Genomic DNA, 19,296 nt, shown 5'->3' with positions numbered 1-19,296 from the left:
GATGCATGTGCCCACCGCGCAGGTGCCGGCATGCTCCTCGCTCCAGTCGGCCCCAGATAGAGGCCGGTACGCTGGTGCTCGCGCTGGTCGCTACTCGAGCCGAGGAACTGCACGGCGATGCCCCGGGCATCGGTAAGCAGCACCACATAGTCGTGTGGCGTTACCTGGCGATAGAGTTGCTCTACCCCGGCTTGCGCCACATGAATCAAGGCATCTGCCTGATCCTGGTGCTCGCGCAGAGTGCGGTCGGGGACATAGCGGGGCGGGCTGGGCGACGTGGGGTCAAGACCGTACCGGTCGATGCAACGACGCCAGGAACGCTCGATGACCGCATCCTTGCCATCGTCGGGGCGGTCGAGGGCGTGGAGGATCGTTGCGACATGCTCTCGCTGTGCTTGGGCGGTGCTCATGAAGGTGACCTTGCGCCGGCGAGCCGGCGTGTCATCGGGTTTTGTTGTCCTGTCATTCAAGGTAGACCTCTGAGACGTCACCGATGATTCGACCTTCGTCGCTCTCCTGTTACACCTGTAACGCTTCCTGTAAACGCACTTGTCACGCCGGGTGTAATATCCGCCGTTCACCTCGCGGTGAATGGCGCCGCTTCCTGCCTTTTTTATCGTTGATTCTTTCCTTTAAAAACAATGTTTTGTATTTATATCGGCGCTTTCTGGCACGAAAGATGCGATGGCAGGGTGTGCGGCCGAATGGCCGCCCTGGCTGATCACAATGCGAGACAAGTTCTCACACAACACAAGTTCTCACATAACAACAGGAGCCAAGCCATGAGCCATTCCCAAGGAGCGTCGACGCTCAGTCGGCGCCGTTTTCTCACCCTCTCCGGGCATAGCGCCCTGGTTGGCGGCATGGCGCTCGGCGCCGGTGGCCTCTGGCCGCGCTGGGCCCTGGCCGAGCCCGACCTGGCCGCCGGCCTGTTGCGCATGGGCCGTGATATCTACCCCCACGATGCCATCGCCGACACTTACTACCTCACCCCCCCTCGAGCCGCTGCTGGAAAGCAAGCGGGCACTGATCGCCGACGGTCTGGCCGACCTCAATCGCCGTGCCCGTGAAACCCACGGTAAGAACTACAGCGACATCGCTGCGGAGGCCGACCGGACGGCGCTGCTGCGCCAGATCGAGGACGGCGAGTTCTTCCAGACGGTGCGGGGCACCCTGGTGGTGGGGCTTTACGACAACTCCGAGCTGTGGGAGCCGTACTTCGGCTACGAGGGATCGTCCTGGGAGCAGGGCGGCTACCTCTACCGGGGCTTCGACGACCTGGTGATTGACTGGCTGTGACGCCCGGCACCCCGGTGTGACAGGACAACAAGAACCGAATCGAGAGGAGACACGCAATGGCAACCCGTTTCGCCGATGACGACGACAGTGTGGTGGTGATCATCGGCTCCGGTGCCGGTGGCGGCACCCTGGCCCAGGCTCTGGCCAAGAAGGGCATCAACAGCGTGGTGCTGGAGGCCGGCAAGCGCTACCAGATGAACGACATCGAGAACGACGAGTGGGAGATGTTCAATAAGATCTCCTGGCTCGACGAGCGCATCACCGCCGGCCCCCGTCAGCTTACCGAGACCTTCCCCGGCCTGCCGGCCTGGATCGTCAAGGCGGTGGGCGGCAGCACCATTCACTGGGCCGGCGTGTCGCTGCGCTTCCAGCCCCACGAATTTCGCTCTCACAGCGAGCTCGGTGACATCGAAGGGGCCAACCTGCTCGACTGGCCGATCTCCTATGACGATCTCGAGCCCTACTATGTGAAGGCCGAGCGCCACATGGGGGTGACCGGCGAGTCCACCGGCATGCCGTACCACCAGTGGAACAACAACTTCAAGGTGCTGGCTGCCGGTGCCGAGCTGGTCGGCTACAAGCAGCTGCGCTCCGGCCCCATGGCCGTCAACACTGAGGAGTACGATGAGCGCGGACGCTGCATGCAGACCGACTTCTGCATGCAGGGGTGCCGCTTCGGCGCCAAGTGGTCGACCATGTACTCCGACATCCCGCGCGCCGAGGCCAGCGGCCACTGCGAGGTGCGGCCGCGGTCCATGGCGTTAAAGATCGAGCACGACGACAAGGGCCGGGCCACGGCGGTGGTCTATGTCGATGGCGATGGCAATCAGCATCGCCAGCGGGCCCGGGCGGTGTGTGTGGCCGGCAACTCCATCGAGTCGCCGCGCCTGCTGCTCAACTCCCACTCCGCGATGTTCCCCGATGGCCTGGCCAACTCCTCTGGCCAGGTGGGGCGCAACTACATGACCCATGCCACCAGCTGCATCTTCGGCGTGATGCCCAAGCCCGTGCACATGCACAGGGGCACCACCTTCGCCGGCATCATCTCCGACGAGGCGCGCCTTCCCCAGCGATGAGGCCATCGCCAAGGTCTTGTACCTCGGCCTGCGCAACGTCGCCAAAAAGTGGTCGCGACCGATCCATAACTGGGCGGCCGCACTCAACCAGTTTGCCATCCTGTTCGGTGACCGGATGACAGTCTGACGACATCAGTTACACAGAAAACTTGACACCCTCGAAAAACGGCATCACCCTGCACGACACTAGGAAGGACCAGTACGGGGCCTGCCCGGCCTGGCGGTGCCCGTCGTCTACAAGGGCGATCACCCCAACGACGCGAAGGTGCGCAGCCACGGAGAGCAGCAGGCGCGTCGCTGCTACGAGGCCGCTGGCGCCGAGCGCATCTTCCGGGTCCCGGACTTCCCCACCAGCCACAACGTCGGCACCAACCGCATGAGTGCCCGGCCCGAAGACGGGGTCGTCAACAAGTGGGGTCAGGCCCACGACATCGACAACCTCTTCGTCTCCGACGGTAGCCAGTTCACCTCGAGCGGCGCCGAGAACCCGGCCCTGACCATCGTCGCCCTAGCGCTGCGTCAGGCCGATCACATCGCCGAGCGCATGCAGCGCCAAGAACTCTGAGCGGAGGACTCCCTATGCAACCAACTAACGACCAGCGGCTGTGGATGTATCGTCAGATGGTGACCAGCCGTCATCTCGAGGAGCGCATCGAGACGATCTACATGGAGGGCAAGACCCCGGCATTCAACATGGCCAAGGGGCCGATCCCCGGTGAGATGCACCTCTCCAACGGCCAGGAGCCATGTGCGGTAGGCGTCTGCGCCCACCTCAACGCCGAGGACGTGGTCGTCGCCACCCACCGGCCGCACCATATCGCCGTGGCCAAGGGCGTCGACCTGAATGCCATGGTCGCCGAGATCTTCGGCAAGGCGACCGGTTTATCCGGCGGTCGCGGTGGCCATATGCACATCTTCGATCCCACCGTGAACTTCTCATGCTCGGGGATTGTCGGCGAGAGCCTGGGGCCGGCGGCGGGTGCCGCCCTGTCCAGAAAGATGCAGGGCAAGCCCGGTGTGGCGGTGGCCTTCCTGGGCGAGGGCGCGGCCAACCAGGGCGCCTTCCATGAGGCCCTGAACCTGGCGGCGGTGTGGAATCTGCCGGTGGTGTTCGTCATCGAGGACAACGCCTGGGGCATCTCGGTGGCCAAGCAGGCCTGCACCGCCGTGCCGCGCAACGATGTGCGCGCCAGCGGCTACGACATGCCCGGGGTGCATGTCGCCGATAACGACGTCGAGGGCGTGTTCGCCGCCGCCGGCGAGGCCATCGCCCGGGCCCGGGACGGCCAGGGGCCGACGCTGATCGAGATCGAAACCTCGCGTCTGGCCGGCCACTTCATGGGCGACGGCGAGGACTATCGCCCCGAAGGCGAGAAGGAGGGCTTGCAGCAGCGCGACCCCATCCCTCGCTATCGCCAAATGCTGATCGAGGCCGGGCTGCTCGACGAGGCCGCCGATACCGAACTGGTCGGCGAGGCCCACGAACGCGTCGAGGCGGCCATCCGCTTCGCCCAGGAGAGCGACTTCCTGCCCCCCCAGGCGGCGCTCGAGACCGTCTTCGTCTGATTGCCAAGGAGAGTTCACATGACTGCAACAACAACTGCTACCAGCTCCCGCAAGCTGACCATCGCCCGGGCCATGGCCGAGGCAACGGCCCAGGAAATGCGCCAGGATCCGTCGGTCTTCGTGATGGGCGAGGACGTGGGCCCGATGGGTGGCGTCTTCGGCAACACCCGGGGCCTGCATGAGGAGTTCGGCGGCGAACGCGTCAGAGATACCCCTATTTCGGAAACCGCCTTCATCGGCGCCGCGGTGGGCGCAGCCTCGGATGGCATGCGCCCCATCGTCGAGCTGATGTTCGTCGACTTCTTCGGCGTGTGCATGGACGCCATTTACAACATGATGGCCAAGAACACCTACTTCTCCGGCGGCAAGGTCAATGTGCCGATGGTGCTGATGACCTCCACCGGCGGCGGCTATTCCGATGGCGGCCAGCACTCCCAGTGCCTCTACGGCACCTTCGCCCACCTGCCGGGCATGAAGGTGGTGGTGCCGAGCAACGCCTATGACGCCAAGGGCCTGATGACCGCGGCGATCCGTGACGACAACCCGGTGGTGTTCATGTACCACAAGTCGCTGCAGGGCATGGGCTGGCTGGGCACCGAGAAGGGCGCCACTGTGGCGACGCCCGAGGAGAGCTACACCGTCGAGATCGGCAAGGCGGCGGTGGTCAAGGAAGGCCGGGACCTGACCCTGGTCAGCCTGGGCGCCGGGGTGCACCACTGCCTGCGCGCCGCCAAGGCGCTGGGCGAGGAGGGCTTCGACGTCGAGGTCGTCGATCTGAGAAGCCTGGTGCCGCTGGACCGCGAGACGGTGCGCGCCTCGGTGGCCAAGACCGGCCGGCTGATCGTGGTCGACGAGGACTACCACAGCTACGGCGTCAGCGGCGAGATCATCGCCAGCGTGGCCGAGCACGACCACGCCTGCCTCAAGGCCGCGCCCCGACGCGTCGCCTACCCGGATATTCCGATCCCCTTCACCCCGACCATGGAGCAGTGGGCGCTGCCCAATGCCGACAAGATCGTCGACGCCTTCCACCAGATGATGAGTCAATAACAGAAGACACTGCTTATGAGCACCGCGATTACCGTACCAGAGGATCTCTGGGAAGGTGACAACGAGGGCGTGATCACCGCCTGGCTGGTCGACGACGGCAGCCAGGTGAACCAGGGCGACCTGGTGGCCGAGGTGATGGTCGAGAAGGCTCAGTACGAGATCGAGGCACCATCCGCAGGCCGGCTGACCATCGCCAAGCAGGAAGACGAGGTGGTCGAGAAGGGCACCACCATCGCCAGCCTGGACGGCTGAGGAGGCCACCCATGCCACTCGACACCCAACCTAGCGCCGCCGAGGGGGCGGCGCGCCGGCCCGAGCCGCGCGAGATTCCTCTGCGCGGGATGCGCGGCATGATCGCCACCAGGATGCGCGAGAGCCTGCAATCGACCGCCCAGCTGACCCACCACGCCGGCGCCGAGCTCGGGGCCGTTCAGGCCCTGCGCGAACATTGCCGGGACGCCGGGCTCACGCCGCCCTCTGTGCAGGACGTGCTGCTGCGCCTGGTGGTGCAGACATTGCCGGACTTTCCGGCACTGAACGCGACCCTCGAGGACAACCGCATTACCGAGCACTCAGGAGTACATCTGGGCCTCGCCATCCCGCTACCCGATGATCTGCTGCTGGCGCCGGCGCTGTTCGACGCCCAGGCGATCGAACTGGGTGCGCTGCCCGGGGCGCGTCGCGACCTGGTGGAGCAGGCCCGCGCCGGCAAGCTGTCGGTGCGCGAGCTGACCGGGGCGACCTTCACCGTCTCCAACCTGGGCCGTTCCCGGGTGCACCACTTTACACCGATCCTCAACGTGCCCCAGGTCGCCATCCTGGGCATCGGCGGCACCGAGGCGAGGGTGGTGCCGGACGACGCGGGCGGTTTTCGAGCCGCCGAGATGATCGGCCTGTCGTTGACCTTCGACGCGGAACTCGACGAGCAAGGGTGAGCGTCGGGGGTATTTCCCGTTAGGCTTGCGTGTCTTTCGGCAGGCTGGCGCTCGATGCCTGTATCCACGAACTGACGTTCTGACCAGGAGGGTGCCCATTTCCGACGAGCCCGAGAGTGTCCCCATGACCGTGCAACACCCTTCGGTGGAGGAGGGCCTCGCCGCCGAGGAAGCCCTGTTGGATACGGTCTGCCAGGGTGACACGTCGTACGCCGGGCTGGCCTGGTCGCCCACCGATCGCGCCCTGGTGATGCCCCGGCGCCACGATCGTCTGGCGGGCTTCCCCGACGCCCGGAACCGACTGGCCGCGATGGATTGGCCGGTGCTGTTTCGAGTCACCGGTGGCACCCCGGTGCCCCAGAGTCCGGCAGTGATCAACCTGGCGCTGGCCCTGCGTTGCCGGGTAGGAAGCTCGGCGGCGCACCTCGAGTGGGGCTATCACCGCCTGGGCGATCCCTGGTGCACTTGGCTCGCCTTTCTGGGCGTGGCGGACGCCGACCTGGGCCCGGCGCCCGGCGCCTATTGCGACGGGCGCTTCAACGTTCGTATCCGGGGACGCAAGCTGGTCGGAACTGCCCAGCGCTGGCGGCGTGTGCGGGGCTGTCGCGACATGGCCCTGCTGGTCCACGGCGCCATGCAGGTGGACGACACCCCCGAGGCGCTGGTCGCCGTGGTCAACGCCTTCCAGGTCGCCATCGACGATCCCCAGCGCTTCCAGGCGGCGAGCCATATCGCCCTGCGCGACGTCCTGCCCGACCTGGATCTCGAGGCCGCCATGCCATGGCTGCTGGAAGGCCTGGTGGCGGGGCATGCCATGCCCGAGGCTGCCCCGCCACCCGACTGAATCGTCCGCCCTGGCGACGCCGTCGCATTCGTCCCGCCAGCCAGCAACAGCGAGAGCCAGCCCAGCGGGATCAGGAAGAACGGCTCGTGGAGCACACCTCGAGCATCGACCTGCGATCCCATGAGACGGTACGCGACGCCGCATACCTTGGCGGTCGTGAGGAATAAATCGGAAAGAACTACCTGGTGCTGAAGATTGTCATCCGTGATGGTCTCCCTGGCGGCGAATGAAGGGACGTCGGCAGGGTCGGCCAGGTGCAGGGGCCCGCCCAGCAGGAAGCTGGCACTGTCGACGCCGATCACCGGAATGATCAGGGTGCTGATGGTCGACTCCCCGAGGCTGGGACAATTGGCGTTGCGAACCCATAGCATCTGTGCAGGGCAGATCGAGAATACCAGAGGGTAGCTCAGTGATCGCGGCGCTTTATCAACACGGTGCCCGTTGCACAGGAGAAGGCCGCCCTAGCTTGCTTTCCATGGTCCTTCCCGGCATGTTGAACCAGTCGATGGCGACTGCGATCCGATAATACCCATGTCCTTCCTCGATCTTCACGCCCGTGTCCTGGGTCATGAGCATGTGGCCCATGCTCATGATTTTCACCAGTTGATCCTGGCAACCTCCGGCGTCACCGAACTCGACGTCGAGGGCCTGGGAGAAAGGGTGACCGCGAGTCGCGGTTGTCTGATTCCCTGTGCCAGACACCATGAGTACCAGGGCGATGGCATGAACCCGACGCTGGTTCTCGACATTCCCCTGGAGGGTCTGGACGGGCTGCGCGACGGCAGGGATATCGCCCGCCTCTTCGACCGACCGCGTTTCTTCAGTGTCCCGCCGCGGCTCAATCAGCTGGCCGGGAGCCTGATGGTGCAACTCGAGCAATGCCCGGCACTACACAGTGAGATCGCGGCCCTGCTGTTGCGCGCCCTCTATCTTCACCTCGCGGGGGAGCCATTGCAGGAGGCGGTGAATGCCCGATTGCAACCTGGCAGCAACCGACTCGATTTCGCCAGGCTCGATGGCTGGATCGACCGACATCTGGCCGACGAGATCCGGGTCGAGCAGTTGTCCGGACTCTGTGCCCTGAGCGTGGGACACTTCCATGCCTGCTTTCGCGAGTTGACCGGCGTGACGCCGCTCGCCTATGTCCAGTGTCGGCGCCTGGAACATGCCCGTACCCTGGTCAGCCACAGCGGCCTGAGTCTCGGCCAAATCGGCTCCTTGGTCGGATTCCGTGACCAGGGCAGTTTCTCTCGCGCCTATCGGCGGCGGTTTTCGGTCTCGCCATCCGCCCAGCGCCATATTGGCGGAGGCATCTGAGTCCAGGGCAAGAGCCTCGGACTTCCGGGCAAGCATTTCGGCTCGAATTGTCCTAGTCTGAAGTAAGCCACCTCCTGGGTCCTTTACCCGGAGCCATGGGGTGGGTCACGACAATGTCAAGACGACGAGAGGTTGACCATGAAAGCAAAGACACTCCCCGGGGCCCTGGCCCTGGCCGCGCTGCCCCTGGCCATCGCCAGTACCCAGGCTCAGGCTCAGTCCACCGAGATGGCCATCACGACCCTGCTGCCCGAGGATATGGCCAACAATGAGGTCTATCCGGCGCTGGTGCATTTCAAGAACCTGGTCGAGACACGCACCGACGGTGAGGTCGAGGTGGTGATCTTCGGTGGGGGACAGCTGGGCACGGAAGTGGAGACGGCGTCCGAGGTCCAGGGCGGCCGCACCCTGCAGTCCACCATCATCACCACGGGCGCCATGTCGTCCTTCTATGATGATTACCAGCTCATGACGGCGCCCTTCCTGTTCGATAACTGGCGCCAGGCCTGGGCCTTCTTCGATGGTGAATGGTTTGCCGATTTCATGTCCGGCACCATCGAGGAGGCCGACATGCGCTACCTCGGGACCTTCGACGATGGCGGCGGCTTCGTGGCCTTCACCAACAACGAGCGACTGATCGAGACGATGGAGGACCTCGAGGGGCTCAACATTCGGACCGAGGAGAACCCGGGCCATGTGGCGATCATGAAGGCCCTGGGGGCCTCGGCGACGCCCCTGCCGTGGGGCGAGCTGATCACCGCTCTGGAGACCGGCCTGGCGGATGGCCAGTTCAATGCCCCGGTGCTCAATGTCACCTACAACTTCGATGAGGTGACCGATTACACCACCCTGACCGGGCACGTCTACAACAGCGCCGCCTGGCTGGTCAGCGAGGCGTGGTTCCAGGAGCTCAGCGAGGAGCAACAGCAGATCATCGTCACCTCGGCCCGAGAGGCCATCAAGCTGGGTCACGGCCTGGCCGGTGCCCTGGCCACGGCCAGCTGGATCGAGTCCTGCGAGCGCTTCGAGGAGTGCTACATCATGCCGCCCGAGGAGCGCCAGCGCATGGCGGAGATTGCCCGCCCCGCCTGGAGGGACTGGATCGTCGAGGACTTCGGTATCGAGGTCGAACGCGTCGACGCCTTCCTCGATGAAGTGGCCAGGGTCGAGGAAGCGGTTGCCGAAGAGGATGTCAGTCGCTACGGCCAGTAATGGCCCTCGTCCCCGCTGATCCGGTGTCAAGGATGTCAGGCCCGTCATGGCCGTCGTCCCTGGCACCCCTTACCCATCTGCCACCGGGATAACGCCCGGCGGCCATCGTCGCGCCTCGAGGGTCATCCATGAGTCTTCTTGCGCCCTTACGCCGCCTGAGTGATCTGGTCAACCAGGTCGCGATCGTATTCTGTGTGGCCTGCATCCTGACCATGCTGGGTATCTCCTTCACCGCCTTCATCTACAAGCTGTTTACGGGCAGCACCCTGAGCTGGACCTACTCCCTGGCTCGTCTCTTCCTGCCCTGGATTGGTTTTCTGTCCATGACCATCTCGCTGCGCTATGGCGAGCACGTGGCCATGACGCTGCTGGTGCGCAGTCTGCCTCGCGTGCTGTTGACGGTGGCGGCCGTGCTGTGCCTCGGCGTCATCGCGCTCTTCGCCCTGATGCTGGTGTGGTATGGCTGGAGCTATTTCGAGGGAGCCAGTCAGGTCTACATGGTGTCCGACCAGATCCAGATCCACAGCAAGTTCACGGCGATCGTTGTGCCGCTCAGTGGTGTCATCATCCTGCTGCACCTGGTGCAGGGCTTCGATCTGCTTGAGCACTTCATCGATGACGAGACGATGATCGAGGAGCTCATCGAGAACACCGACCTGGAGGGGCGCTCATGACGCCCGCGATCATTGCCTTTGTGGTGCTTCTGCTGATCGGCGCCCCGGTGGCCGTGGTGATGGCCATGTCGGGGCTGGCGGGTGGTTTCGCCATGGGAGGCGAGCGCATGCTCGGCATCATCGCCGATCGCATGTTCTCCGGCGTCTCGGGCTTTCTGCTGATCGCCGTGCCCTACTTCATCTTCACCGCCGAGCTGATGAACCAGGGCGGGCTGACCCACAAGCTGATCGCCTTCAACAATGCGCTGTTCGGGCGGGTGCGCGGGGCCCTCTCCCACGTCAACATCTCGGTGTCGGTGTTCTTCGCCGGCCTGACCGGCGCGGCGATCACCGATACCGTGGCCATCGGCAAGATCATGATCCCCGAGATGAAGAAACAGGGCTACGACGCCGAGTATGCCGCGGCGATCACCGCTTGTTCCTCGATCATCGGCCCGATCATTCCGCCCAGCGTGGTGATGGTGGTATATGCGACGCTGCTGCGCGACATCTCGGTCATCGATCTCTTCGCCGGCGGTATCATTCCCGGCCTGCTGATGGCCTTGGCACTGCTGGCGGTGAGCTTCTTCCTGGCCTGGAAACGGGGCTATCCCAAGCAGGCACCCACGCCCCTGAAGGCGGCGGCCGTAGCCTTCCTGGTGGCGCTGCCGGCGATGGTGGTGCCCTTGATCATTCTCGGCGGTATCCTCTCGGGACTGACCACCATCACCGAGGCCTCGGGCTTCGCCGCCGTCTATACCATCGCCATCGGCGTGGTCTTCTATCGCAACCTCACCTGGCTGAAGATCTGGCATGCGCTGGTGGTGACGGTGCGCTTCTCGGGGGTGGTGTTCTTCTTGCTGGCGACCTCGGCGGTGCTCGGCTGGTTCGTCACCCGCTCCGGCATCGCCGAGGACGCGGCGGGCCTGATCACCACCTTCAGCGACTCGACCTTCCTGCAACTGATGATGGTCTGCCTGTTGTTGATCCTGATCGGCACCGTGATGGACGTGCTGCCGGCCCTGGTGGTGGTGGCCCCGGTGCTGGTGCCGGCGATGATCCAGCTGGGCGTGGATCCGCTGCATTTCGCCATCCTGATGATCGTGGTGCTCAACATCTCCAATGTCACACCACCGGTGGGCATGACCCTGATGACGGCGGCGCGAATCGCCAATGTGCCCTTCGAACGGGCGATCATCGCCTCCTTACCGTTCTACGTGGCCTTCGCGGTGGTGATCCTGTTGCTGGTCGTCTTTCCGTCACTGTCCACCTGGGTTCCCTCCCTGCTGAAATGAGGCCAAGAACACCGTGATGAAGTTCTTCTATCATCCCGACCAGGAGCGCCATGCACCGCCGACCTTCCTGTTGCGCGGCCGACCGATGCCGTCACCGGAAGGGCCGATCCGCGCCGAGCTCCTGGCGGCGGGTCTCTCCTCGGTGGGGCTGTCCCTGACAGCGCCCACGGACAGCGACAGCCGCGTCCTTCGCGAGCGACTGACCAGAATTCATACCTCGCGTTATCTGACCTTTCTGGAGACGATCCACGCTCGCTGGCGTGACTTGCCCGACGCAGCAGAGACGGTCGCGCCGAATATCCACCCTTGCGGCGGCGGATATCACTATCCCCGGCATCCTGTGGGGCAGGCCGGTTGGCATCTGCATGACATGGCCTGCCCCATCGCGGCAGACAGCTTTTCGGGTATCCTGGCCAGCGCCGCCTGCGCCGAGGCCGCCGCCGAGGCGGTGATGAACGGCGACCAGACGGCCTATGCCCTGTGTCGGCCGCCGGGCCATCATGCCGGTCCGGAGCGGGCCGGGGGCTTCTGCTTTCTGAACAATTCGGGCCTGGCCGCCACGGTGCTGCGCGAACGCCATGAGCGCGTGGCGATTCTTGACGTGGACCTCCACCATGGCAATGGGACCCAGGATATCTTCTATCACCGCGGCGATGTCTGGACCGGCTCGCTGCATGCCGATCCCGACGACTTTTACCCCTTCTTCTGGGGCGGTGCCGACGAGACAGGCTCAGGGGACGGCGCTGGCGCCAATGTCAACCTGCCGCTGGCCCTGGGCAGTACCGCGCCGGCCTTTCTCGAGGCCCTGGACCGGTTGATAGAGCACCTCGAGGCCTTCCGACCCCAGGCCCTGGTCGTGGCCCTGGGCCTGGATGCCCACAAGGATGATCCGCTGGCCGGCCTGGCACTCGAGACCGACGACTTCATCTCCGTGGGTCGGCGAATCGCCGCTCTCGATCTACCCATCGTGCTGGTGCAGGAGGGGGGCTATCCCACCGCGCACCTGAGTGACAACCTGGCCGCCTTCATGGGCGGTTTCACCGGCGACTGAGTGCCAACCTGGCACTCTCGTCGATAACCCATCGTCGATAACCCATCGGAGACGACAACCATGACCCTGACCCACCATGACAGCAATGCCCGCATGAGCCAGATCGCCGTGCACAATGGCACCGTCTACCTGGCCGGCCAGGTGCCGCCGGATGCCAGCGCCGACATGCGCGGCCAGACCGAACAGGTGCTTGGGCGTATCGATGACCTGCTGGGCAAGGCCGGTACCTCCAAGGAACATCTCATTGCGGCCCAGATCTGGGTGACCAGCATGGCCGAATTCGACCAGATGAACGCCGCCTGGGATGCCTGGGTGGTGCCGGGCCGTCCGCCGGTGCGTGCCGCCATCGAGGCCAAGCTCGCCAAGCCGGAATGGAAGGTGGAGATCATGGTCACCGCGGCTCTCCCGGAGGCCTGAGATGCGCATCATTACCGCCGAGCAAGTGGCTGCCTCGCTACCCTGGCCGGCCCTGGTGGAACGCCTGGCGGTGACCTTCCGTGAGGGGGTGGAGTCGCCGCCGCGCCATCACCACGCCATGCATCGACCCGACGGCGAGGCCACCATGCTGCTGATGCCGGCCTGGGAGCGGGCCGGCTATATCGGGGTGAAGATGGTCAATGTCTTTCCCCAGAATGCTGATCAGGGGATACCCGCGATCTCCGGCGTCTACCTGCTCAGTGAGGGGACTCATGGGCGTCCCCTGGCCTGCCTCGATGGCAGCGAGCTGACGCGCCGGCGCACCGCGGCGGCCTCGGCCCTGGCGGCCCGGGAGCTGGCCCCTGACGATGCCTCGACCCTGCTGGTGGTAGGCACCGGCAAGCTGGCGCCCATGGTGATCGAGGCCCATGCCGCGGTTCGACCGATCCGCAAGGTGCGCATCTGGGGCCGACACCCGGAAAAGGCCGAGCGACTGGCCGCCGACTACGCCGACCGCTTCGACACCGCCGCGGTCTCCGACCTGGAGGCGGCGGTCCCCGAGGCCAAGGTGATCAGCTGCGTGACGCTGTCCACCGAGCCGTTGATCCGTGGCGACTGGCTGTCACCGGGGACCCACCTGGACCTGATCGGCGCCTTCCGCCCGACCATGCGCGAAACCGATGCCGACTGCCTGACCCGCAGCGAGGTCTTCGTGGACACCTATGCCGGTGCCAGGGGCGAGGCGGGCGACATCCTGCAGGCCATCGACGAGGGCGACTTCACCTTCGACGCTATCCGCGCCGATCTGGCCGAGCTGTTGCGGGGCGAGAGGTCGGGTCGCTCCTCCCCCGAGGCGATCACGCTGTTCAAGTCGGTGGGTGCCTCGCTGGAGGATCTGGCGGCGGCCATCGAGGTCTGGGAGCGTCAGGAACCCACCTCGTGACGGGGGAAGGGCGCATTGGATCGCCTGCCGCAGGAACGTCTGCCGCAGGTTTCTTCTGGCATGAGCGCTGCTTCTGGCATGACATCGGGGCGCTGGGTATCTTCTCGGTCCCTGCCGAGTTTCTGCAACCTTACCCCGCCTCGGAGAGTCCCGAGAGCAAGCGGCGCTTGAAGAACCTGCTGGAGGTCTCCGGTCTCATCGACGAGTTGGCGGTTTTCAAGTCGGCGCCGGCCGGTCACGAAGATCTCGAGCGTTACCATACGCGTCGATATCTGGATGCACTGGCGCGTGGCGATCGGTCCCGCGGGGGTGACGCCGGGGATTGCGCGCCTTACCTGCCCGGCAGCCTGGCGGCGGCGAGTCAGTCCGCCGGCCTGGCAATCGCGGCGGTGGAGGCCGTGGCCAGGGGGCAGCTCCCCCGTGCCTATGCCCTGTGTCGCCCACCGGGCCATCATGCCGAGGCCGATCGTGGTCGCGGCTTCTGCCTGTTGGGCAACATCCCGGTCGCTGTCATGTGCGCCCGTGCCCTGGGCCAGGTCGGACGCGTGGCCATCCTCGACTGGGACGTCCACCATGGCAATGGCCAGCAACTGGCTTTCTATCGGGATGCCAAGGTGTTCACTGTCTCGGTCCACCAGGCCGGCAATTACCCTCTGGATACCGGCGACTTCGAGGAACAGGGCGAGGGGCGGGGGAGGGTACCAACCTCAATCTGCCGTTACCGCCCGGCGGTGGCCTCGGTGCCTATGCCCACGCCATGTCCGAACTGGTGCTGCCGGCGATCGAGGCCTTCTCGCCGGACCTGATCGTGGTGGCCTGCGGCTATGACGCCGGCGCCAAGGACCCACTGGGCAAGATGCTGCTCAACAGTGCCGCCTTTGGCGAGATGACGCGGCAGCTGAGGGCGTTGGCCGAGCGTGTCTGCCAGGGACGCCTGGTGATGATCCATGAGGGCGGCTATTCGGAGGGCTATGTGCCCTTCTGCGGCCACGCGGTGATCCAGGCTCTCGCCGGCAGTCGGATAGCGGTACCCGATCCCCAGAACAACGAGATCGCCGCCTGGGCCTATCAAACGCTGCAACCCCACCAGCGTGAGCTGATCGATGGCTGGCGTTACGCCTGGGCCGCCGCCGGTCGGCTGTGAAGAGGGAAAAGACGATGAGACTGACGTGATGAGGACAACAGGATGACGCCGCTTCATGATCGCGATGGCTGGATCTGGCATGACGGCGACTGGTTGCCATGGCGTGACGCCAAGACCCACCTGCTGACCCATACCCTGCACTATGGCATGGGCTGTTTCGAGGGTGTTCGTGCCTATGAAGGGCCGCGCGGAACCCACCTCTTCCGGGTGGCCGAGCATACCCGCCGTCTGGTCGAGAGCGCTCACTCCCTGGACATGCCGCTGGCGGTCAGCGAGACCGAGCTGATCGAAGCACAGCGGCAGTGTCTCCCCCGCAATCACCTGACCAATGCCTACCTCAAGCCCACGGTCTATTTCGGTGCCGAGGGACTGGGACTGCGAGCCAAGGGCCTGACGGTACATGTCATGATCGCTGCCTGGGACCTTGGCGACTATATTTCGCCGCAGGCGGCTTCCATCGGCCTGCGGGCCCTGACCTCATCCTGGTCTCGTCACCATGTCAATATCAGCCTGTGCCGGGCCAAGACCAACGGCCACTATGTCAACTCCATGCTGGCGCTGAACACGGCGGTTAAGGCGGGCTTCGATGAGACCCTGATGCTCGATCCGGAAGGCTATGTGGCGGAGGCCTCGGCGGCCAATGTCTTCCTGCTGCGCGACGGAGTGCTGCACACCCCCGAGATCACCTCCTGCCTGCAGGGTATCACTCGGGACAGCGTGATCCGTCTGGCCCGTGAGGTGCTGGGCATCGAGGTGCGTGAACGTCGCATCACCCGCGACGAGCTCTATACCGCCGACGAGGCCTTCGTCACCGGAACCGCCGCCGAGATCCTGCCGCTGCGTGAGCTCGATGGCCGGCAAGTGGGTGCCCGGGCCGGGGCGCCACCCCCGGAGCACCCCATCGCCGAGGACTCGCTGACCTCGCATCTCCAGCGGCTCTTCCGGCGGGTCACCCGCGGCGATCTCGGCGACGACCTGCAGGACTTCGCCGACTGGCTGACACCGACCTGAAGAGCCCGTCGCCGTGCATCGTTGAGGGCCGGCTGTCCCGCCGTGCTAGCCTCGGGATATTCACGACGAAGAGACGACGATGCTCATCGGACTCCTGGATGGCGCCCTGCGCTTGTTGCTGCTGTTGTCCACGCTCTGGGGCGCCGTCGCGCTGTGGCATCAGTTGTCGCTACCGCGCCCTGGGCGGTTGCTGGCGATAGCGTTCTGGCTCCTGGCAGGTGCCATCTGGCTGCTCCTGGCTTTTCAGGGTGCCCGCCTGGGGCCGCTTGCCGGGATGGGTATACAGCTGGCCGCGCTGCTGGCCTGGTGGCAAACGATCCAGCCGGCGAAGGCTCTCGACTGGGCCGAGGATGTCGCCCGGCTGGCCACCGGTACGGTCGAGGGTGATCGGCTGACCTTGCATCATGTGCGCCATTTCGATTGGCAGACCCGGGATTGCGCCTTCCCGTCCTGGGAAAGTCGCCGCTATGATCTCCAGCGGCTGGGCTCGGTGGATCTGTTCGTTTCCCGCTGGGGACGACCGGGAATCGCCCATGTGCTGGTGTCCTTCGGCTTCACCGGTGGCGCGGCAAACAGGCTCGACGTGGTGCCGGCGGGTGGTGAATTCGTGACCTTCTCCGTGGAGGTGCGACGCCAGAAGCATGAGCGCTTCTCGGAGATCGGTGGCTTCTTCAAGCAGTACGAGCTGGCGGTCATCGCCGCAGACGAACGCGACGCGATTCGTCTACGCAGCAATGTCCGCGGCGAGTGTGTCACCCTCTATACGGTGATGCTCGATGCCGAAGATCGTCGCGAGTTGCTGCTGACGCTGGTCCAGGCGGCCAACCGCCTGGAAGTCGAACCGCGCTTCTACCACACCATCACCGCCAACTGCACGACCCTGGTCTTCGCCATGATGCAGCGGATCATCGGGCCTCGGCTGCCCCTGGATCACCGGCTGCTGTTGTCGAGTCTGTTGCCGGGCTATATCCATGACCATGGGGGTCTGGTGCCGGGCTATTCACTGGCCGAGCTGCAACGCCTGGGCGATATCACCCAGCGTGCCCGCCTTGCCGATGATGCCGAGGATTTCTCGCGGCGAATTCGGCAAGGCGGGCCGGGTTGGGTGGCCAATCACGACGCTGATTCGCCATAAAAAACGCCACGATGGTCTGCATCGTGGCGAGTTGTCACTCCTCCCTGGGTATCCTTCCTGATACCGGCCAAGCCTCCTTCGGGGATGTCCCGTCCCATCGCGTCCGTGGCGCTTCCATCGACAGTGTCCCTTGCCGCTATCTTCTTGTCGCATGTCGGGATGACACAGGGATAACGACCGCATGACATCTCGATGACGGCGGCAGCGTGATTGGCAATGGTGTTGATTAGTCCGACGGGCGTTCCAGGGCGCTGAGCAGACCCCGCAACAGCGAGACTTCCTTGCGGCTCGGTCTTGCTCGTGCAAAGAGGGCCTGAAGCTGCGCCTCGGTCTGCGCATGGGGCTGGGTGAGAAAGCCGCTCTGCCGCATGACTCGCCCCAGGTGGTCGTGAAAGTGGGCGAGCTGTGCCTGAGTCGGTTGGCGATCCATCGGTGCGCGGGGCGGGTGGTAGCCGTTCTCGGGGCGGTGCCGCCAGGCGGTGAAGACCTCGTTGGCCAGGACCTGGACGGCCTGGGAAAGATTCAGGATGGCGTAATCGGGGTTGGCGGGAATGCTGACCTGGTGACTGCAGCAGCGGATCTCGTCATTGGTCAGGCCGGAACGTTCCCGACCGAAGACCAGGGCCACCGGGTCATGGGCGGCGTTTTCCACCAGGTCCCGGGCCATCGCATCGGGCTCATCGAAATGGGGTAATGGCAGGTTTCTCAGTCGGGCGCTGGCGCCGACCACCTGCACACAGTCGGACACGGCCTCCGCCAGGGAGTCCACCACACGGGCGCACTCGATCAGATCCTCGGCACCGGCGGCGAGCCGTGTGGCCTCGGTGTCGGGAAAGCATCGCGGCTTGACCAGTACCAGGTCGGTGATGCCCATGGTCTTCATGGCCCGGGCCGAGGCACCGATGTTGCCAGGGTGGTAGGTCTGGACGAGGACGATGCGGATGTTGGGGAGCATGGGCAAGCGGTCGGCGGAAGGCTGATGAGGTGGGGGTATCTTACAGAAGTGAGTGCCGAGCGCAGAACAAAAAACCCCGCCGGTTTCCCGGCGGGGTCGATCTCAGGCAGTGCCTGGGAGGGTAGGGCTGGTTTACATCATGCCGCCCATGCCACCCATGCCGCCCATGTCACCGCCGCCGGACTCCTTCTCGTCCGGATCATCGGCGATCATGGCCTCGGTGGTGATCATCAGGCCAGCCACGGAGCCGGCAGACTGCAAGGCGCTGCGGGTGACCTTGGCCGGGTCGATGACACCCATCTCGAAGAGGTCACCGAACTCGCCGGTCTGGGCGTTGTAGCCGAAGTTACCTTCCCCGGCCTTGACCTGGTTGAGGATGACCGAGGCTTCCTGACCGGCATTGATGACGATCTGGCGGAACGGGGCTTCCATGGCACGCAGGGCAATGGAAATGCCGTGGGTCTGGTCCTCGTTGTCGCCCTTGAGGTCCTTGATCCTGGCCAGTACGCGGACCAGGGCGGTACCGCCACCGGGGACCACGCCTTCCTCGACAGCCGCACGAGTGGAGTGCAGGGCGTCTTCGACGCGGGCCTTCTTCCCCTTCATTTCGATCTCGGTAGCCGCACCGACACGGATGACGGCGACGCCGCCGGCCAGCTTGGCAACCCGCTCCTGGAGCTTCTCACGATCATAATCGGAGGAGGTGTCCTCAATCTGGGCGCGGATCTGGCTGACGCGTGACTCGATATCGCCCTCGTTACCGGCGCCATCGATGATGGTGGTGTTTTCCTTGGACATGGTCACGCGCTTGGCGGTGCCCAGGTGGTCCAGGGTGGCCTGCTCGAGGGACAGACCGACTTCCTCGGAGATCACGGTGCCGTTGGTCAGGATGGCGATGTCCTGCAGCATGGACTTGCGGCGATCACCGAAGCCCGGTGCCTTGGCGGAAGCGACCTTGACGATGCCGCGCATGGTGTTGACCACCAGCGTTGCCAGGGCCTCGCCCTCGATGTCCTCGGCGATGATGGCCAGGGGCTTGCCGGCCTTGGCGACGGCTTCCAGTACCGGAAGCAGCTCGCGGATGTTGGAGATCTTCTTGTCGACCAGCAGGATGTAGGGGTCTTCCAGCTCGACCTGCATGGTGTCCTGGTTGGTCACGAAGTAGGGTGACAGGTAGCCGCGATCGAACTGCATGCCCTCGACGACTTCCAGCTCGTCCTCGAAGCCGCGGCCTTCGTCGACGGTGATGACGCCTTCCTTGCCGACCTTCTGCATGGCATCGGCGATGATTTCACCGATGCGGGAGTCGCCGTTGGCGGAGATGGTGCCGACCTGGGCGATGGCCTTGGCGTCGGTGCAGGGCACGGCCAGGGCTTCGATTTCCTTCACCGCG

19 protein-coding genes and 4 pseudogenes are annotated in these 19,296 nt (G+C 65.0%); 19 read left to right on the top strand and 4 right to left on the bottom strand.

Annotated elements, in window-relative coordinates; genetic code table 11:
- A pseudogene (locus ACESMD_RS02840) lies at positions 1 to 410 on the bottom strand (hypothetical protein); the annotation flags it as partial.
- A gap of 231 nt (positions 411 to 641) precedes the next feature.
- Between ACESMD_RS02840 and ACESMD_RS02835 the strand changes: the two are divergent.
- The 9 genes and pseudogenes from ACESMD_RS02835 to ACESMD_RS02795 all read left to right on the top strand — a co-directional run.
- Positions 642 to 866, top strand: a pseudogene (locus ACESMD_RS02835) (hypothetical protein); the annotation flags it as partial.
- Positions 867 to 945: 79 nt separating this feature from the next.
- Positions 946 to 1,299, top strand: coding sequence for a gluconate 2-dehydrogenase subunit 3 family protein (locus tag ACESMD_RS02830; protein ID WP_372610150.1), 354 nt, complete (start codon positions 946 to 948; stop codon positions 1,297 to 1,299).
- 56 nt (positions 1,300 to 1,355) lie between these two features.
- Entirely contained in the window at positions 1,356 to 2,375 is a 1,020-nt protein-coding gene (locus tag ACESMD_RS02825) for a GMC family oxidoreductase N-terminal domain-containing protein (RefSeq protein WP_372610148.1), read from the top strand.
- A 223-nt stretch (positions 2,376 to 2,598) separates the two neighbouring features.
- The gene (locus ACESMD_RS02820) at positions 2,599 to 2,940 is read left to right on the top strand and encodes a GMC oxidoreductase (RefSeq protein WP_372610146.1); all 342 of its coding nucleotides are present in this window, start codon (positions 2,599 to 2,601) and stop codon (positions 2,938 to 2,940) included.
- 14 nt (positions 2,941 to 2,954) lie between these two features.
- A complete protein-coding gene (locus ACESMD_RS02815; RefSeq protein WP_372610144.1) occupies positions 2,955 to 3,941 on the top strand; it encodes a thiamine pyrophosphate-dependent dehydrogenase E1 component subunit alpha in 987 nt (328 codons plus the stop codon).
- An 18-nt stretch (positions 3,942 to 3,959) separates the two neighbouring features.
- Positions 3,960 to 4,991 carry an alpha-ketoacid dehydrogenase subunit beta gene (locus ACESMD_RS02810; RefSeq protein ID WP_372610142.1) on the top strand — a complete coding sequence of 344 codons (1,032 nt, stop codon included), beginning with the start codon at positions 3,960 to 3,962 and terminating at the stop codon, positions 4,989 to 4,991.
- 15 nt (positions 4,992 to 5,006) lie between these two features.
- A complete protein-coding gene (locus tag ACESMD_RS02805) occupies positions 5,007 to 5,243 on the top strand; it encodes a lipoyl domain-containing protein (RefSeq protein WP_372610140.1) in 237 nt (78 codons plus the stop codon).
- Between the two features lie 11 nt (positions 5,244 to 5,254).
- Positions 5,255 to 5,926, top strand: coding sequence for a 2-oxo acid dehydrogenase subunit E2 (locus tag ACESMD_RS02800; protein ID WP_372610138.1), 672 nt, complete (start codon positions 5,255 to 5,257; stop codon positions 5,924 to 5,926).
- A gap of 124 nt (positions 5,927 to 6,050) precedes the next feature.
- Entirely contained in the window at positions 6,051 to 6,770 is a 720-nt protein-coding gene (locus ACESMD_RS02795; RefSeq protein ID WP_372610136.1) for a lipoate--protein ligase family protein, read from the top strand.
- 50 nt (positions 6,771 to 6,820) lie between these two features.
- Here the strand turns inward: ACESMD_RS02795 and ACESMD_RS02790 are convergent.
- Positions 6,821 to 7,141, bottom strand: a pseudogene (locus ACESMD_RS02790) (DUF3955 domain-containing protein); the annotation flags it as partial.
- 160 nt (positions 7,142 to 7,301) lie between these two features.
- Here ACESMD_RS02790 and ACESMD_RS02785 point away from each other — a divergent pair.
- The 10 genes and pseudogenes from ACESMD_RS02785 to ACESMD_RS02740 all read left to right on the top strand — a co-directional run bounded on the left by ACESMD_RS02785 (position 7,302) and on the right by ACESMD_RS02740 (position 16,948).
- Entirely contained in the window at positions 7,302 to 8,087 is a 786-nt protein-coding gene (locus ACESMD_RS02785) for an AraC family transcriptional regulator (protein WP_372610134.1), read from the top strand.
- A 138-nt stretch (positions 8,088 to 8,225) separates the two neighbouring features.
- Entirely contained in the window at positions 8,226 to 9,299 is a 1,074-nt protein-coding gene (gene dctP / locus ACESMD_RS02780) for a TRAP transporter substrate-binding protein DctP (protein ID WP_372610132.1), read from the top strand.
- 128 nt (positions 9,300 to 9,427) lie between these two features.
- Positions 9,428 to 9,973 (top strand): TRAP transporter small permease, encoded by a 546-nt coding sequence (locus ACESMD_RS02775; RefSeq protein ID WP_372610130.1) that lies wholly within the window; start codon positions 9,428 to 9,430, stop codon positions 9,971 to 9,973.
- Complete coding sequence (locus tag ACESMD_RS02770; protein ID WP_372610128.1) at positions 9,970 to 11,247, top strand: TRAP transporter large permease; 1,278 nt, start codon at positions 9,970 to 9,972, stop codon at positions 11,245 to 11,247. Before ACESMD_RS02775 ends, ACESMD_RS02770 begins: the two co-directional genes overlap by 4 nt.
- A gap of 16 nt (positions 11,248 to 11,263) precedes the next feature.
- Positions 11,264 to 12,298: a histone deacetylase family protein gene (locus tag ACESMD_RS02765; protein WP_372610126.1), complete on the top strand. Its 1,035-nt coding sequence runs from the start codon at positions 11,264 to 11,266 to the stop codon at positions 12,296 to 12,298.
- Positions 12,299 to 12,358: 60 nt separating this feature from the next.
- The gene (locus ACESMD_RS02760; RefSeq protein WP_372610124.1) at positions 12,359 to 12,715 is read left to right on the top strand and encodes a RidA family protein; all 357 of its coding nucleotides are present in this window, start codon (positions 12,359 to 12,361) and stop codon (positions 12,713 to 12,715) included.
- A 1-nt stretch (position 12,716) separates the two neighbouring features.
- Positions 12,717 to 13,658 carry an ornithine cyclodeaminase family protein gene (locus ACESMD_RS02755; RefSeq protein WP_372610122.1) on the top strand — a complete coding sequence of 314 codons (942 nt, stop codon included), beginning with the start codon at positions 12,717 to 12,719 and terminating at the stop codon, positions 13,656 to 13,658.
- Between the two features lie 14 nt (positions 13,659 to 13,672).
- A pseudogene (locus tag ACESMD_RS02750) lies at positions 13,673 to 14,802 on the top strand (class II histone deacetylase).
- Between the two features lie 42 nt (positions 14,803 to 14,844).
- Complete coding sequence (locus ACESMD_RS02745) at positions 14,845 to 15,813, top strand: branched-chain amino acid transaminase (RefSeq protein ID WP_372610120.1); 969 nt, start codon at positions 14,845 to 14,847, stop codon at positions 15,811 to 15,813.
- Positions 15,814 to 15,892: 79 nt separating this feature from the next.
- On the top strand, positions 15,893 to 16,948 hold the full coding sequence (locus ACESMD_RS02740; RefSeq protein ID WP_372610118.1) for a DUF4105 domain-containing protein: 1,056 nt from the start codon (positions 15,893 to 15,895) through the stop codon (positions 16,946 to 16,948).
- A 226-nt stretch (positions 16,949 to 17,174) separates the two neighbouring features.
- Here ACESMD_RS02740 and ACESMD_RS02735 read toward each other — a convergent pair whose 3' ends face one another.
- Both ACESMD_RS02735 and groL read right to left on the bottom strand, forming a co-directional pair.
- A complete protein-coding gene (locus tag ACESMD_RS02735; protein WP_372610116.1) occupies positions 17,175 to 17,903 on the bottom strand; it encodes an RNA methyltransferase in 729 nt (242 codons plus the stop codon).
- A 132-nt stretch (positions 17,904 to 18,035) separates the two neighbouring features.
- A partial coding sequence (gene groL, locus ACESMD_RS02730; protein ID WP_372610114.1) for a chaperonin GroEL occupies positions 18,036 to 19,296 on the bottom strand: 1,261 nt, incomplete at its 5' end.

The sequence above is a fragment of the Halomonas sp. genome, from assembly GCF_041689495.1.
Taxonomy (GTDB): domain Bacteria; phylum Pseudomonadota; class Gammaproteobacteria; order Pseudomonadales; family Halomonadaceae; genus Halomonas.
The sequence above is the reverse complement of the archived record's forward strand: the minus strand, read 5'-3'. Positions and strand labels throughout refer to the sequence as shown.

Coding starts and splice junctions, on each gene's coding strand:
- ACESMD_RS02825 (WP_372610148.1), top strand. CDS start 1,356: ATGGCAACCCGTTTCGCCGATGACGACGACAGTGTGGTGGTGATCATC.
- ACESMD_RS02815 (WP_372610144.1), top strand. CDS start 2,955: ATGCAACCAACTAACGACCAGCGGCTGTGGATGTATCGTCAGATGGTG.
- ACESMD_RS02810 (WP_372610142.1), top strand. CDS start 3,960: ATGACTGCAACAACAACTGCTACCAGCTCCCGCAAGCTGACCATCGCC.
- ACESMD_RS02805 (WP_372610140.1), top strand. CDS start 5,007: ATGAGCACCGCGATTACCGTACCAGAGGATCTCTGGGAAGGTGACAAC.
- ACESMD_RS02800 (WP_372610138.1), top strand. CDS start 5,255: ATGCCACTCGACACCCAACCTAGCGCCGCCGAGGGGGCGGCGCGCCGG.
- ACESMD_RS02795 (WP_372610136.1), top strand. CDS start 6,051: ATGACCGTGCAACACCCTTCGGTGGAGGAGGGCCTCGCCGCCGAGGAA.
- ACESMD_RS02785 (WP_372610134.1), top strand. CDS start 7,302: ATGTCCTTCCTCGATCTTCACGCCCGTGTCCTGGGTCATGAGCATGTG.
- dctP (WP_372610132.1), top strand. CDS start 8,226: ATGAAAGCAAAGACACTCCCCGGGGCCCTGGCCCTGGCCGCGCTGCCC.
- ACESMD_RS02775 (WP_372610130.1), top strand. CDS start 9,428: ATGAGTCTTCTTGCGCCCTTACGCCGCCTGAGTGATCTGGTCAACCAG.
- ACESMD_RS02770 (WP_372610128.1), top strand. CDS start 9,970: ATGACGCCCGCGATCATTGCCTTTGTGGTGCTTCTGCTGATCGGCGCC.
- ACESMD_RS02765 (WP_372610126.1), top strand. CDS start 11,264: ATGAAGTTCTTCTATCATCCCGACCAGGAGCGCCATGCACCGCCGACC.
- ACESMD_RS02760 (WP_372610124.1), top strand. CDS start 12,359: ATGACCCTGACCCACCATGACAGCAATGCCCGCATGAGCCAGATCGCC.
- ACESMD_RS02755 (WP_372610122.1), top strand. CDS start 12,717: ATGCGCATCATTACCGCCGAGCAAGTGGCTGCCTCGCTACCCTGGCCG.
- ACESMD_RS02745 (WP_372610120.1), top strand. CDS start 14,845: ATGACGCCGCTTCATGATCGCGATGGCTGGATCTGGCATGACGGCGAC.
- ACESMD_RS02740 (WP_372610118.1), top strand. CDS start 15,893: ATGCTCATCGGACTCCTGGATGGCGCCCTGCGCTTGTTGCTGCTGTTG.
- ACESMD_RS02735 (WP_372610116.1), bottom strand. CDS start 17,903: ATGCTCCCCAACATCCGCATCGTCCTCGTCCAGACCTACCACCCTGGC.